Here is a 14215-nt window from a genome sequence, read left to right on the forward strand (position 1 = left end):
TTCATGGCGGTCACCCGCACCTTCTCGATCATCAAGCCCGATGCCACTCGCCGCAACCTGACCGGCGCGGTCACCAAGATGCTGGAAGACGCCGGACTTCGGGTCGTCGCTTCCAAGCGCATCCAGATGACTCGCGAGCAGGCCGAAGGCTTCTACGCAGTGCACAAGGAACGGCCCTTCTTCGGCGAACTGTGCGACTTCATGACCAGCGGTCCGGTCGTCGTCCAGGTGCTGGAAGGTGAGGACGCCGTGAAGCGCAATCGCGACGTCATGGGCGCCACCAACCCCGCCGATGCTGCGGAAGGGTCCATTCGCAAGATCCACGCCGAAGGCATTGAGGCCAATTCGGTTCACGGTTCCGACTCGGAAGAAAACGCTAAGATCGAGATCGATTACTTCTTCAAGCCGGAAGAAATCGTCGGCTGACAGCTACGCGCCCAATCAGGCGCGTCGGTCCTCCACTTCGGGCGAATAGGGTAGCGTCGGTCAGCACCGATATGCTACCCTTACCGCATGCTATGGGGATCGGGCCGGAAGTGCAAAGCGATTGCCGCACGGTTCGTGACGGCGGTGAACGCGCGTGATGCTGACGCGCTCAGAGATCTCGTCACGGCCGATTTCACCTACATCGATAGCTGGCGGGAGGGCGTCACCGGCCGGGATCGGGTGATCGAAGGGGCTCGACTGCTTTTCGCAAGCGATCCCGATTTCCGGATGGAAGTCGAGACCGTAAGCTACAGTGAGCCCTTCGTACTCATGCGCGGTTGGATCAACAGCGCCAATCCGGATGTCGGGCGCCGTCGGGCGGTCTGGCGCGCGCGGTGCGAGGACGGCTTGATTGCCGAGTGGCAGGCTTGGGCGGAGGGGCACCCGCCGCGGTTCACCCGCACATATTCACCCGAGGCGACGATCGACATGTCGGATCGCGCGGCCGAAGCGCCAGGCGCACCGTAGCATCGCCTGGACCCGCCGGACCATTAAACAGCTCCGGCGAACTTAGAATTGCTCGGCGGCGTCGATCAGGCCAGTCAGCTTGCGGGGCGCGACGCTCCGCCAGCTACGCGACAGCCAGTCGCGGATGGCGTTCCAGTCTGTATCGCCGAGATCGAGGCGGATGCCGATCCATTCCGCGCCGAAATACGGCGGACGGTAGTATCGCTGCGGGTCCATTTCGATCAACTGCGCCTGCTCGTCCACGCCGCTGATGCGGGCGAGGAGAGCGACCTTGCCGTCGCTGTGGTGATCGACTGAAACCCAGGCGAACTTCTTGCCCTTGATGATACCGAAGCACGGCATGCCGTGGCTGACGGTTTCTTCAGCTTGCGGCTGCGCGAGGGCAAGCTGGCGAACCTGATCCACCAGCCAGTCGGCATGGTAGGGGCGCGAGACGAGTTCCGACAGCACGCGCGGGTAGAGTTGATGTTCGGCGATCAGGACGCGCGCGGCCAAGGTTTCCTCTGTGTCGCCGGCCAGCACCGCTACTTCCGTCTGCCCAAGCACCTCCCCCGCGTCGAGTTCGTCGGTAACCAGATGGACGGAGCAGCCGGCCTTGGCGTCGCCGGCCGCCAGCGCCGCGCGGTGCGTGTGCAGTCCAGGATATTTTGGCAAAAGCGATGGGTGCACGTTAGTTAGCCGTCCGCTCCAGTCGGATACGAACTGGCTGCCCAGCACTCGCATGTAACCGGCAAGCGCAACGTATTCCGCTCCGCTTGCGCGGATCGCCGCGTCCATTGCTGCGTCATGATCGGACCTCCGCATACCTGTGTGACTGAGCGCGAAGGTCGGGACGCCTTCACCTTCCGCAACGACCAAGCCTGGGGCGTGAGGGTCGTTGCTCGCCACCAGCACGATCGCATAAGGCGCTTCGGGAACGCGGCTTGCGTAAAGCAACGCGGCCATGTTCGTGCCCTTGCCCGAGATCAGCACGGCAACCTTGGCAGGCTTACCCAACGTGGCGCGCTTCCCAAGCTTCACGGGCGCTCCACGTCCCGGCGCTTCCGCGGACGGTGCAGCCGCGCGGACCCTCGATCACTTCGCCGATCCGGCTCACGGTTTCCCCTTGCGCCTCCAGCTCCGCCGCCACTTCGCGGGCAGAGTCCGGCGCCACCGCCAGAACCATGCCAATGCCGCAGTTGAAGGTTCGGGCCATTTCCGCCGGTTCGATCGCGCCTTGCGCCTGCAGGAACGCCATCAGGCGCGGCTGCTCCCAGGCATCGCCGTCGATCATCGCATGCGCGCCGTCCGGCAGCACCCGGGGGATGTTCTCGAGCAGACCGCCGCCGGTGATATGCGCCAGGGCATCGATTTTGCCGCCACGGATCAGCGGCAACAGCGCTTGCACGTAAATGCGCGTTGGAGCGATCAGCGCATCGATCAGCCGGGTTTCTGGGTCGAACAGGGCAGGACGGTCGAGCCGCCAGTCCTTGTCCGCCGCGAGCCGGCGAACCAGCGAGAAGCCGTTGGAATGCACCCCGCTGCTGGCCAGTCCGAGCAGCACATGGCCGGGAGTCACGCGGTCGCCGGTCAACTGCTCGCCGCGTTCGACCGCCCCGACGCAAAAGCCTGCCAGGTCGTAATCGCCAGCCGCATACATTCCTGGCATTTCGGCCGTTTCGCCGCCGATCAGTGCGCATCCCGCCTGCTTGCACCCATCGGCGATGCCGGCGATCACTCGCTCTGCGATCCCGTTATCGAGCTTGCCGGTCGCGAAGTAGTCGAGGAAGAAAAGCGGTTCGGCTCCTTGCACGATGAGATCGTTGACGCACATCGCGACCAGATCGATCCCGACCGAATCGTGACGGTCATGTTCGATCGCGAGCTTGAGCTTCGTGCCTACGCCATCGTTCGCCGCCACTAGAAGCGGGTCGCTGTACCCTGCGGCCCGGGGATCGAAGAACCCGCCGAACCCGCCGAGTTCGCTTGTCGCACCGGGACGCGCGGTTGCCTTCGCCAGTGGAGCGATCGCCCGAACCAGCGCATTGCCGGCGTCGATGGACACCCCCGCGTCGGCATAAGTGTAGGGGCTGTTGCGGCGCTGGTCATCCATGCGCGGCGCGTAACGCTTTCGCACTTGGATTTCCATGGGGCTTTGGGCAAAAGGCCGCGAGTTTCCCCATGGCCACCCGCATGCTCTTTCCGCGCGACCCGCGCCGCGCCGCCCTGATCGGCGTCATCGCACTTACGGTTGCGCTTGGCGCGCTGCTGGGGGGCAAGGCCCTGCTCGCTCAGATCGCGGGCGATCGCGGCATAGCGGCGGTGGCTGCCTCGGGCGACATACAGGTGGGCGGCGTCGAGGTGGACGTGACTGCCAAGACCGCGGAGGAAGCGCGCGACGAAGGCTGGCGCGAAGCGATGAAGCTGGCATGGAAGAAGATCGGCGGACCCGCCATTCCCGATGGTCAGCTTTACAGCATGGTCTCATCGGTCGTGGTCGAGAGTGAAGAGCTTGGCCCCAACCGTTACATCGCCCGGCTCGGGATCGTGTTCGATCGCGCGCGCGCGGGCGGGTTGCTGGGACGGGGCGAGGCCATCGCTCGCTCAGCGCCCCTGTTGCTGGTCCCCGTGACATTTTCCGGTGGCACGCAGACCGTCTACGAGATTCGCAACCCGTGGCAGCGTGCATGGGCCGAATACCAGCCGGGCGGGAGCCGGATCGACTATGTGCGGCCCGTCGGCTCTGGCGGCGATTCGCTACTGGTAACGTACGGCCAGACCACGCGGCGCAGCCGGACCTGGTGGCGCAACGTGCTCGATCAGTTCGGTGCCAGCGACGTGTTGATCGCGATCGCCGATCTGAAGTACCAATATCCGGGCGGCCCGGTGCAGGGCACCTTCACCGCCCGCTACGGGCCGGACAGTACCTACCTTGGCACTTTCAAGCTGACGGCTTCCAATCAGGCCTCGCTGCCCAAGATGCTTGATCAGGCGGTGCTCCGTTTCAACGCGATCTACGAACAGGCGCTGACGGACGGCAAACTCAAACCCGATCCAACGCTCAATTTGGGGGAGCCGCAGATCGATCCGGCAATCCTGCAATTGATCGAGCTTGGCCGGGCAGCCGATGCGCAGGAACGCGCCCGCGCTACCGCTGCGCGAAACGCTGCGAGCGCTGCCGGGACGCCTCCCGCGCCGACTCCGACCGAAACCGGAACGCCCGCGGTCATCAACAGCTTCACCGTACAGGTGCCAACTCCTGACCCCGCGGCATTCGAAGGCGCCGTCGCGTCGGTGCGCGCCGCGATCGGGGTGCGCGGAGCGGCGGTGACGAGCGCTGCCATCGGAGGGACATCGGTCCTCTCGGTCAGCTTCGCGGGCGACGCGGCGGGCTTTGCGGCGGCGTTGCGCGGCCGGGGCTACACCGTTCGCCAATCGGGCAATTCTTTCGCGATCAGCCGGTAATGGGTCAGATCGCGCTGCCGCTGATGACGCGGCGGGCGGACGACCCGGTGCGTATCGTTATCGGCAACGCCAATCAGACCGTCATCGACGCCCTGTCCGAACCTGCCGCCTGGCCCTTTCTGGTCGCGATCCTGGCGGGGCCGCCCCGCAGCGGCAAGTCGCTGCTGGCTCGCTGGGCGGAAGGGCAGGGCGGTATTGAAGTCTGCGATGACGCCGACGCGGCGGACGAGACAGAGCTGTTTCATCGCTGGAACCGCGCCCAGGAAAGCGGGCGTCCGCTGCTGCTCGTCACCAGCCGCGACCCGTGGCCTGTCACCCTGCCGGACTTGCGCAGCCGCCTTGGTGCCGCGCTGCATCTGACCATCGGCCTCCCGGACGACGAGATGGTCGCGGCGCTGATCCAGGCCCACGCCGCGGCGCGCTCCCTTGTCGTAAGCGAAGGCGCGCTTACTTACTTGGTTCCGCGCGTGGAGCGTACCTTTGCCGGGATCGAAGCGATCGTCGCGACGGTCGATCGGCTAAGTTTGGAGCGGATGGTTCCGCCGACGCTGTCGGTGTGGCGCGACGCGCTCGAAGCGGTGCAAGGTGCGGAGCAGCCGCGCTTGCTTTGAGGCAACAATGGTGGGAGTCTGGGACCCGATGTTCGACCGTCTCTATGGTTACCTGGATTCCATCCGCGCGCGGGATCCTGCGCCGCACTCCCGATGGGAGATATTGCTCTATCCCGGAGTGATCGCCGTTGGCCTGCATCGCGCGGCGCACTGGCTTTATGAAGCGCGGCTGTTTTTCCTGGCGCGGCTGATCAACCATTTCAGCCGCTTTCTCACCGCGATCGATATTCATCCCGGCGCAGTGATCGGCCGTAACCTGTTCATCGACCATGGCTTTGTCGTGATCGGGGAGACGGCAGAGATCGGGGACAACGTCACGATCTATCAGTGCGTGACCCTGGGCGGGACGAACCCCACCAACGGTATTGGAGGAAAGCGCCATCCGACCGTGCGGGACAACGTAATCATCGGATCGGGGGCGCAGGTCATCGGTCCGATCGTTCTGGGCAACCGCGCCCGGGTCGGCGCGAATGCCGTCGTCACGGACGACGTGCCCGAAGGCGCGACGATGATCGGTCTCAAGGCGCGGTCGACGCTCGTGCCCGCCGAAGAGTGGATCAAGGATTTTCTGCCGTACGGCACGCCGTGTGAAGAGCCGTGTGCGCCCAGTCGCGACTGTGTCGAGAAGCTGGAAAGCGAACTTGCCGCACTGCGGGAGGAGATCGCTCAGCTCAGGGCTGCGATCCCGGCGTCCGCCGGTTCCCCGCGCCGCGGGGGAGCCAAGCGCGGATGACCTTTGGCCAAGGGGGCTCTGTTCTCCCGTTCCCCGGGCGAGGTGTTGGCCAAGTGGGTTTCGCGCGGGATGAACTGTCGCGCATCCTTGACCTCTACGGTCGTATGGTGGCCGCGGGGGAGTGGCGCGACTATGCGATGGACTTCACGCGCGATTTCGCCGCGTTCGCAGCGTTCCGCAGGGCCGCGGAGCGGCCCCAGGCGCGGATCGAGAAGCGGCCTGCGTTGCGCGGGCGTCAAGGCATGTGGACCCTGTTTGGGGAGCACGGCCAGGTGCTGAAGCGCGGTCACGAACTCGCCGGGGTACTGGCTCCGGTCGAGCGCCGTCTCCTCAAAGCCGTCGACTAGGCCGAAGCGCCGGCTCGAGCCCGGCGTCTTCAGCCTTGCCGGTTCAGCCGCGTGCGGACGTGGGTCCGTTGCCGCCGGTCACTTTCTGCATCGCCGTCATGATCGCGCCCGATTGCTCGCTGCCTGAATTGGGCGAACGCAGATTGGTCTGCGCACTGATCTGTTCCCAGTTTGCGGCGAAGCCTTCGACAGTCCGCTCCTGCTCGGGCAGCCAGATGGCATCATTCATCATCACCCAGGCGGAGTGATAGCCGCCGCCGCCGGCACCGACGATCGCGTTGGTGGGCGCGTCTTCACTAACAAGATATAAGGCCGCGGGCACGACGTTCTCGGGCGCGAACAACTTGAACGCCTGCTCAGGGAACAGATCTTCGGTCATGCGGGTGCCGGCCACCGGTGCCAGAGTGTTGACCTTGATCCCGTACTTCGCGCCTTCCAGTTGCAGCGTCTTGGTCAGGCCCGCAAGGCCGAGCTTCGCCGCGCCATAGTTGGCCTGGCCGAAGTTACCGAACAGGCCGGTCGACGAGGCCGTCATCAGAATGCGGCCATAGGCCTGCTCGCGCATCAGCTCCCAACACGCCTTGCTGGCGTACGCCGAACCGTTGAGGTGCACGTCGACGACGAATTCGAAGTCCTTCGGCTCCATCTTGGCGAAGGTCTTGTCGCGCAGTACGCCAGCGTTGTTGATGAGGATGTGTACGCCGCCCCACTTCTGCTTGGCGTCGGCGACCATCTTTTCCATCTGTTCGTATTCGGTGACCGAGGCGCCATTCGAGACGGCCTCGCCGCCGGCCCGCTCGATCTCTTCGACCACCTGCAAAGCCATGTCGGAGTGGCCGGTACCGTCGCGCGAGCCGCCCAGATCGTTGACGACGACCTTCGCGCCCCGCCGTGCTAGTTCGAGCGCGTATTCGCGGCCCAAACCGCCGCCAGCGCCGGTGACGATGGCAACCTTGTCCTTGAACGAGATGGTCATGCTGCTTGTCCTCCTGGATAGGGGCGAGGTTTACGCGCCCGTAAAGTATGCCACGCCGTTGGCACCAACCGCTCGGCTATGCAACCGCGCTACATCGTCTCGAGCGCGGGTATCAGTTCAGCGAAATTTGCGATGATGACATCCCCGCCAAGCTCTGCGGGTGGCTTGTCGCAATAGCCGTAGGCAGCCACCACCACCGGAACCCGTGCGGCGCGGGCGGACAGCACATCATAGCTGCTGTCGCCGATGTAAACGAAACGCCCATTGCCCAGCCGTGCTCGCGCTTCGATTAGCGGATCGGGCGTCGGCTTTGATCGCCCTTTGCCGAGCGTGTCACCGCCGATGATCACCTCGAATCGCTGCGCAAGGCTCAGCCGTTCCAGAATTGCCCGGGCAAAACTTTCGAACTTGTTGGTCACCAGCGCGAGGCGCACCCCTCGTCCCGCCAGCGCGTCGAGCGTGTCGGCCGCGCCGGGGTACGGGCGCGTGTGCACGCAGTTGTTTTCCGCGTAGAATGCCAGCAGCGCCTTGTAGAGCCGGCGAAATTCCTCGTCCGGCAGTCCTCCGCGGCTGTCGATCACGCGCTTCAGCATCATCTTCGCGCCGCCGCCAATCAAATTTTCGATCGCTTCCACCGGAACGGGTTCGAACCCGCCGACGCCCAGCGCGTGATTGACCGCCGCCCCCAGGTCCCGGTGGGTTTCCAGCAAGGTGCCGTCGAGGTCGAAACCGACGATGTCGAAAGGAAAGTCAGCCATCGATCGCCCGGAATACCCTGCATTCTTTCAACCGCAAGGAATTGGTGCCATTGGCGTCCGCATGAGAGAATTCGCCGCTGTAATCCTTGCCGCGGGCAAGGGCACCCGCATGAAAAGCGACCTGCATAAGGTCCTCCATCCGATCGGTGGACGGCCGGTGCTGCACCACTTGATGGCGAGCGTGGACGCACTGGGGCCGAGCCGGACGGTAGTGGTCGTTGGCAGCGGGCGCGAGCAGATCGAAGCGGCGGTCAGCGGGCGCGCGACGACCGCCCTGCAAGAACCTCAACTGGGTACGGGCCACGCGGTGCAACAGGCTCAGGCCTGTCTTGAAGGCTTCGCTGGCGATGTCTTGATCCTTTATGGGGACGTGCCCTTCGTCCGAGCGGAGACCATGCAACGCATGCTCGACCGCCTGCATCAGGATGATGCTCCGGCCATCGTGGTGCTCGGATTCGAGCCTGCCGATACGCTGCAATATGGTCGCGTCATTGCCGGTTCTGACGGCACGATCGAGAAGATGGTCGAGCATAAGGATGCGAACGAGGCGGAGCGTGCATGCCGGCTGTGCAACTCCGGCCTGATGGCGGCGCGCGGGGCGGACCTGTTCGCCCTGCTGGGCCGCGTCGATAACGATAATGCCGCCGGTGAGTACTACCTGGTCGATGCAGTCAATGTGGCGCGCGGCGATGGGCGCAAGAGCGCGGTCGTGGTCACCGATCTGGCCGACGAGGTGGCCGGCATCAATTCCCGCGGCGAACTCGCGGCTGCGGAAGCGCAGTGGCAGGACTTGAAGCGCGAGGAGGCCATGGCGAACGGCGCCTCGCTGAGAGCGCCAGAAACCGTGTTCTTCAGCTGGGATACGGCACTCGGCCGGGATGTCACGATCGAGCCCAACGTGTTCTTTGGTCCGGGGGTGAGCATTGCTGACGGCGCGACGATTCGAGGTTTCTCACACCTGGAAGGAGCCATCGTGGGAGAGGGCTGCGAGGTTGGCCCGTTCGCGCGGCTGCGGCCCGGCGCGGTGATGGAACGCGGAGCCAAGGTTGGCAACTTCGTCGAGATGAAGAAAGCGGTGCTGGGAGAGGGTGCGAAAGCCAATCATCTCACATACCTGGGCGATGCCGAGGTCGGAGCGGGCGCCAACATCGGTGCGGGTACCATTACGTGCAATTACGACGGGTACTTCAAGTACAAGACCGTAATCGGCGAACGCGCCTTCATTGGCTCCAACAGTGCCTTGATCGCCCCGGTCAGGATCGGCGCGGACGCGATCGTGGCCGCCGGAAGCGCGGTCAGTCGCGACGTGGCCGACGGGGAACTGCGGATGGTGCGCGGTGAGCAGCTGGTAAAGCCGGGGTGGGCCGATCGCTTCCACGATGCGATGAAAAAGAAGAAGTCCGACCGGAGATCGGGTTAGCGCCAGATAGGCTTTCCCCGCGCCAGGTGGTTGCGGATGGTGGTCGCCGCCACCCCGGCCTGGCCCATCGCATTGCTGATCTGATCGAGGCCCTTCACGACGTCGCCTGCAGCAAACAACCCTGAGACGGAGGTTTCATAATGATCATCCGTCAGGACACAGCCGTCGTCGGTGGTATCGGCGCCGATCAGTTCAATCAGTTCCGAACGCACATGGCTGCCAAGTGCCGGGTACACACTGTCGAACGCCATCCGCCGAGTTCCCGTGTCGAAGACAAGGGTGTCGCCCTCGATCGCGAATCCGCCGCAGGGACCATCCTCGACGACAATCCCGGCCTCTCGCAGCGTCTGTCTCTGTCCATCATCCAGGTCATGTTCGCCCTTGGGGCAAACCAGTGTGAGATCACGCGTGAAGCCCCGGAGAAACATCGCTTCGGCACTTCCGTGCCCGCCTGAGCCGATCACCGCGACACGCTTGTCGGTCACTTCGTAACCATCACACACCGGGCAGTAGCGCAGCAGGCCGCGGGCGAGCGCCTCGTCGTGAACATCGTCGGGCAGAGCTGCGGGACGGCGATTGACCACGCCCGTCGCGAGCAGCACCGATCGTGCGGTGTACGTTCCGCTGTCGGTGCCGATGACGAAGTGGTCGTCGATCTTGGCAAGATGATTGACCAGCTTCTCTTCGCGCACGGCACCGTACTTGCGCGCCTGTTCGCGCATTCGGCGAAGCAACTCCTTGCCCTCGATGCCGTCGGGATAGCCCGCATGATTGTGAGTGCATGGGATCCAGGCCGCGCGGCTGGTGCCACTGTCGAACAGGCGGATCGAAAGGTGATAGCGGGCGAGATAGATCGCCGCCGTCAGACCCGCCGGCCCGGCACCGATGATGATGCAATCGTCGGGTGTGTTTTCGTCAGTCATTGTTGCCTTGCCCTCCGGCCTTGCGCATGGGCTTGAGACCATGTCCTTCGCCGCCACCGTCTTAACGCTATATCCCGAGATGTTTCCCGGGCCACTGGGCGTTTCTCTTGCAGGGCGCGCTCTTGCGCGCGGCGACTGGTCGCTGGAAGCGGTGCAGATTCGCGATTTCGCCACCGACAAGCACCGCACGGTCGATGATACTCCGGCCGGGGGCGGCGCAGGAATGGTATTGAAAGCCGACATTCTGGCGGCGGCGGTCGATAGCGTCACGGATCATCGGCCTGTGCTTGCCATGACGCCGCGCGGTGCGCCGGTCACCCAAGCACGGATCCGGGCGCTCGCGGACGGGCCAGGCGCAGTCATCCTATGCGGCCGGTTCGAAGGGTTCGACGAACGGCTGTTTGAAGCGCGTCCTGTGATCGAACAGGTCTCACTCGGCGACATCGTTCTTTCGGGCGGAGAGCCTGCTGCACTGGCCCTGCTCGATGCTTGCATTCGCCTGCTGCCCGGCGTAATGGGCGCGCCGACTAGCGGGGCCGAGGAATCCTTCGAAGAAGGGCTGCTCGAATATCCGCAGTATACCCGACCATCGATATGGGAAGGGCGCACGATCCCCGAAGTGCTGCGATCGGGGGATCATGCGAAAATCTCAGGCTGGCGCAAGGCCATGGCCGAGACTGATACACGGCTACGCAGGCCGGACCTTTGGGAACGCTATTGTGGCGTTCGGGGCCGACCTGCCTCTGGTGCGCAGCGTGAAATGAAGGACACGGACCAGTGAACCTGATCCAGACGCTCGAGGCGGAAGCCATCGAGGCCCTGACCCAGGGCAAGGAAATGCCCACCTTCCGCGCCGGCGACACGCTGCGCGTGGGGGTGCGCGTCGTCGAAGGCGCCCGCACGCGTACCCAGAACTTCGAAGGCGTGTGCATCGCGCGCTCGAACCGCGGCATCAACAGCAATTTCACCGTCCGCAAGATGAGCTTCGGCGAAGGTGTGGAGCGCGTTTTCCCGCTGTATTCGCCGAACGTCGAAAGCGTGACGGTCGTGCGCCGCGGTGTGGTGCGGCGTGCCAAGCTGTATTACCTGCGCGGCCGGACCGGCAAGCGCGCTCGTATCGCCGAGCGCAAGCAGCCCGTCAGCCAGTAAGCAGACTTTCAGGCTATGGAAGGGCGCTCCGGGTGACCGGGGCGCCTTTTGCCGTGTTGCTTCCGCGTTTCTTGGAAACGCTTGTCTCTCGCGAGTGCCGCCCTTAGGTGACTGCTCCGCTAATCTTCAGGAGTGGTAGCGATGGGTTACCGGGTGGCCGTGGTCGGCGCGACCGGCAATGTCGGACGTGAGATGCTCGCCGTCCTGGCTGAGCGTGAGTTTCCGTGCGATGAAGTCGCGGCGGTCGCGAGTTCGCGTTCCACCGGCACCGAAGTCGAATTCGGAGACACGGGCAAGATGCTCAAGTGCCGCAACATCGAACATTTCGATTTCGCGGGTTGGGACATTGCTCTGTTTGCCGCCGGCAGCGGGCCAGCAAAGGAATACGCGCCCAAAGCCGCCGCGGCAGGGTGCGTGGTGATCGACAATTCCTCGCTCTACCGCATGGATCCCGACGTGCCGCTCGTCGTGCCGGAGGTTAATCCCGACGCGATCGACGGCTATGCCAAACGCAACATCATCGCCAATCCCAACTGTTCCACCGCGCAGATGGTCGTTGCGCTGAAGCCGCTGCACGATGCCGCCGGAATCCGGCGCGTGGTCGTCTCGACCTATCAGTCGGTCAGCGGTGCGGGGAAGGAAGGGATGGACGAGCTGTTCCAGCAGAGCCGCGCGATATTTGTCGGCGATCAGGTGGAGACCAAAAAGTTCACCAAGCAGATCGCGTTCAACGTGATCCCGCACATCGACAGCTTCCTCGACGACGGTTCGACGAAGGAAGAGTGGAAGATGGTGGTCGAAACCAAGAAGATCCTCGACCCCAAGATCAAGGTCACAGCCACGTGCGTACGCGTGCCGGTGTTCGTGGGCCACTCCGAATCGGTGAACGTGGAGTTCGAGCGCGAAATCTCCGCGCAACAGGCAATGGACATCCTGCGCGAGGCGCCGGGCGTGATGCTGATCGATAAGCGTGAGGACGGCGGCTATGTCACGCCGGTCGAGTGCGTCGGTGACGGCGCCACCTTCGTCAGCCGGGTGCGCGAGGATCCCACGGTGGAGAACGGGCTCAACATCTGGTGCGTGTCCGATAACCTGCGGAAGGGTGCCGCATTGAACGCGGTACAGATTGCCGAACTGCTCGGTCGGCGGCACCTGAAGAAAGGGTGACCTTGCGACCCCTTTTGGTGCTCGCCGCGCTGGTGCTTGCCAGTTGTGGTCAGGTGGACAGCGCCCCGACGTCTGATGTATCGAAGATAGACAAGTCTGCTGGCGTCAGCGCGAAGCGCCAGGGAAAGGCGATCGTCGATGCACAAGGCGTCATTTTTGATCTGCCGGGCGGCAAGACCGGTGAGTTTACGTTCGGCACGCCGCGCGAGTCGATCGAGCCGGTGGCAGCCAGAGTGTTCGGCGCGCCCGAAGACAGTCGGAATGACGAGTGCGGCGCAGGTCCTATGGAGTTCGCGCGCTACGGGCCGATCACGCTCAATTTCCAGGATGGCGAGCTCGTCGGCTGGATGGCTCGCGAAGGAGAAGGCGTCCTGACCAGCGACAGCGTGATGCCGGGCAAGCCGATGCGCGACCTCAAGATCGCGCGAAGTGCGCGAATGATGGAGAACAGCACGCTTGACGGTGAGTTCGAGTACCTCGCCGCTGACGGCCGCGCGATCCGGGGATTCGTTGAAGGCGAGGGTCGCGACGCGAAGATCGCGAGCCTTTATGCCGGGCAGAACTGTTTCTTCCGTTGAACGAGCACCAGCGTTTCGTCAGATTGCCGCGGCACACGCTCAACGCCAGACGCGGACGGCGGACACTGTCTTAACGCTTGCGGCCGTCTGTGAAGACCGTCACGTCGGTCGATAGTCCGGCGATCATCTGGCGTGGGGGTTTGCCGTCAATGGCGATGCGCACGGGAACACGCTGAGTGACCTTCACCCAATTGCCGGTGGCGTTCTGCGCGGGCAAGACCGAGAATTCAGACCCTGTGCCCGCTCCGATCGACATGACGTGGCCCTTTACCGTCAGGTTGGGATACGCATCGAAGCGAATTTCCGCCGGCTGACCGACCGCCATCTTATCGAGATCGGTCTCCTTGAAGTTCGCCTCAACGTACGTGGTCTCGGTCGCGACCAAGGTCAGCACGGGCACCCCCTGGACCAACTGCTGGCCCTGCTGCAGCCGATCTGCCTGCGCGACCCGGCCGCTTAGCGGGGCGCGCACTTCGGTCCGGCTGAGGCTCAGCTGGGCGACTGCTCTTTGCGCTTTGCCGGCGGCAATCTGGGGATTCTCGTCAGGCACTTGAGCGCCGGTCGAAAGGCGGGCGCGCGCCTCTTCCTGCCGCGCCTGTGCCGCCCGCAGCCGTTCACGCGCCTCGGCGACCGCGTGCTGCGCAGCCTCCAGATCGGCCTTGGTGGTGAACCCGCGGCGCCACAAAGCTTGCTGACGATTGAGCGTGGCTTGCGCAAAACCGATGTCTTCGTTCGCAGCCGAGATGTCGGCGCCGGACAGGTCCGACGAGTTTTCCAAAGCGGTGACGCTCGCCTGCGCTAACGCGATCTGCGCGTCCGCTTCCTGGATTTGCAGGCGAAACGGTGCGGGATCGATGCGGAACAACAGGTCGCCCTGCGTGACCGTCTGCCCCTCCTTGACGGCGACGTGGACGATTCTGCCGGCAACTTCCGCGCTGATCGACACCTTGTCCTGCTGGACGTATGCGTTGTCGGTCGAAACCTTGCCCTGAAGGCTCAGCCAGTACAGCCCGCCGCCCACCACCAGTACCAGCGGCAATGCCACCATCAGCGCCAGCCGCCCGATCCGCCGCTTGGGCTTGGCAGCCTTGGCAGGGGCGTCCTGCGCCTCGCTGGTCACATTGTCTGGAGCGAAGGGCTCTGCGTCAGCCATCG

The 14215-nt window shown here is 64.3% G+C and carries 17 protein-coding genes; 11 read left to right on the plus strand and 6 right to left on the minus strand.

Features of this window, described 5'->3' with window-relative positions; translation table 11 throughout:
* The first annotated feature begins 3 nt into the window (after positions 1–3).
* Positions 4–426 (plus strand): nucleoside-diphosphate kinase, encoded by a 423-nt coding sequence (gene ndk, locus C0V74_RS00875; RefSeq protein ID WP_143250229.1) that lies wholly within the window; start codon positions 4–6, stop codon positions 424–426.
* Positions 427–513: 87 nt separating this feature from the next.
* A complete protein-coding gene (locus C0V74_RS00880; protein WP_143250230.1) occupies positions 514–954 on the plus strand; it encodes a nuclear transport factor 2 family protein in 441 nt (146 codons plus the stop codon).
* Positions 955–996: 42 nt separating this feature from the next.
* On the opposite strand, the gene purN is transcribed toward C0V74_RS00880, so the two are convergent.
* Positions 997–1950 (minus strand): phosphoribosylglycinamide formyltransferase, encoded by a 954-nt coding sequence (gene purN / locus C0V74_RS00885; protein ID WP_143250231.1) that lies wholly within the window; start codon positions 1948–1950, stop codon positions 997–999.
* On the minus strand, positions 1943–3046 hold the full coding sequence (purM, locus tag C0V74_RS00890; protein ID WP_143250232.1) for a phosphoribosylformylglycinamidine cyclo-ligase: 1104 nt from the start codon (positions 3044–3046) through the stop codon (positions 1943–1945). The genes purN and purM overlap by 8 nt, the downstream gene beginning before the upstream one ends.
* Before the next feature lie 68 nt (positions 3047–3114).
* Here purM and C0V74_RS00895 point away from each other — a divergent pair, with 68 nt between their 5' ends.
* From C0V74_RS00895 to C0V74_RS00910, 4 genes are read left to right on the plus strand one after another with little or no spacing between them, the layout of a single operon-like run.
* On the plus strand, positions 3115–4398 hold the full coding sequence (locus C0V74_RS00895) for a heavy-metal-associated domain-containing protein (RefSeq protein ID WP_246844910.1): 1284 nt from the start codon (positions 3115–3117) through the stop codon (positions 4396–4398).
* Positions 4398–5009 carry a DnaA/Hda family protein gene (locus C0V74_RS00900; RefSeq protein WP_143250233.1) on the plus strand — a complete coding sequence of 204 codons (612 nt, stop codon included), beginning with the start codon at positions 4398–4400 and terminating at the stop codon, positions 5007–5009. The genes C0V74_RS00895 and C0V74_RS00900 overlap by 1 nt, the downstream gene beginning before the upstream one ends.
* A 28-nt stretch (positions 5010–5037) precedes the next feature.
* Entirely contained in the window at positions 5038–5742 is a 705-nt protein-coding gene (gene epsC / locus C0V74_RS00905; protein WP_131623443.1) for a serine O-acetyltransferase EpsC, read from the plus strand.
* Positions 5739–6089 (plus strand): DUF2794 domain-containing protein, encoded by a 351-nt coding sequence (locus C0V74_RS00910; protein ID WP_131623441.1) that lies wholly within the window; start codon positions 5739–5741, stop codon positions 6087–6089. Before epsC ends, C0V74_RS00910 begins: the two co-directional genes overlap by 4 nt.
* 43 nt (positions 6090–6132) lie before the next feature.
* On the opposite strand, the gene C0V74_RS00915 is transcribed toward C0V74_RS00910, so the two are convergent.
* Positions 6133–7065, minus strand: coding sequence for an SDR family NAD(P)-dependent oxidoreductase (locus C0V74_RS00915; protein ID WP_143250234.1), 933 nt, complete (start codon positions 7063–7065; stop codon positions 6133–6135).
* A gap of 89 nt (positions 7066–7154) precedes the next feature.
* Entirely contained in the window at positions 7155–7823 is a 669-nt protein-coding gene (locus tag C0V74_RS00920) for an HAD-IA family hydrolase (protein WP_143250235.1), read from the minus strand.
* A gap of 61 nt (positions 7824–7884) precedes the next feature.
* Here C0V74_RS00920 and glmU point away from each other — a divergent pair, with 61 nt between their 5' ends.
* Positions 7885–9243, plus strand: coding sequence for a bifunctional UDP-N-acetylglucosamine diphosphorylase/glucosamine-1-phosphate N-acetyltransferase GlmU (glmU, locus tag C0V74_RS00925; protein ID WP_143250236.1), 1359 nt, complete (start codon positions 7885–7887; stop codon positions 9241–9243).
* Here the strand turns inward: glmU and C0V74_RS00930 are convergent.
* A complete protein-coding gene (locus C0V74_RS00930; RefSeq protein WP_143250237.1) occupies positions 9240–10166 on the minus strand; it encodes an NAD(P)/FAD-dependent oxidoreductase in 927 nt (308 codons plus the stop codon). The genes glmU and C0V74_RS00930 overlap by 4 nt on opposite strands.
* A 40-nt stretch (positions 10167–10206) precedes the next feature.
* On the opposite strand from C0V74_RS00930, the gene trmD reads away from it, so the two are divergent.
* The 4 genes from trmD (at position 10207) to C0V74_RS00950 (ending at position 13060) form a co-directional block, all read left to right on the plus strand.
* On the plus strand, positions 10207–10947 hold the full coding sequence (gene trmD / locus C0V74_RS00935) for a tRNA (guanosine(37)-N1)-methyltransferase TrmD (protein ID WP_143252107.1): 741 nt from the start codon (positions 10207–10209) through the stop codon (positions 10945–10947).
* Positions 10944–11315, plus strand: coding sequence for a 50S ribosomal protein L19 (gene rplS, locus C0V74_RS00940; RefSeq protein WP_131623429.1), 372 nt, complete (start codon positions 10944–10946; stop codon positions 11313–11315). Before trmD ends, rplS begins: the two co-directional genes overlap by 4 nt.
* Positions 11316–11456: 141 nt before the next feature.
* Complete coding sequence (locus tag C0V74_RS00945; protein ID WP_143250238.1) at positions 11457–12482, plus strand: aspartate-semialdehyde dehydrogenase; 1026 nt, start codon at positions 11457–11459, stop codon at positions 12480–12482.
* Positions 12479–13060 carry a hypothetical protein gene (locus C0V74_RS00950; protein ID WP_143250239.1) on the plus strand — a complete coding sequence of 194 codons (582 nt, stop codon included), beginning with the start codon at positions 12479–12481 and terminating at the stop codon, positions 13058–13060. Before C0V74_RS00945 ends, C0V74_RS00950 begins: the two co-directional genes overlap by 4 nt.
* A 70-nt stretch (positions 13061–13130) precedes the next feature.
* Here C0V74_RS00950 and C0V74_RS00955 read toward each other — a convergent pair whose 3' ends face one another.
* On the minus strand, positions 13131–14213 hold the full coding sequence (locus tag C0V74_RS00955; RefSeq protein WP_131623423.1) for an HlyD family secretion protein: 1083 nt from the start codon (positions 14211–14213) through the stop codon (positions 13131–13133).
* Positions 14214–14215: the final 2 nt, after the last annotated feature.

The organism is Altererythrobacter sp. TH136 (assembly GCF_007065885.1).
Classification (GTDB): Bacteria; Pseudomonadota; Alphaproteobacteria; order Sphingomonadales; family Sphingomonadaceae; genus Tsuneonella.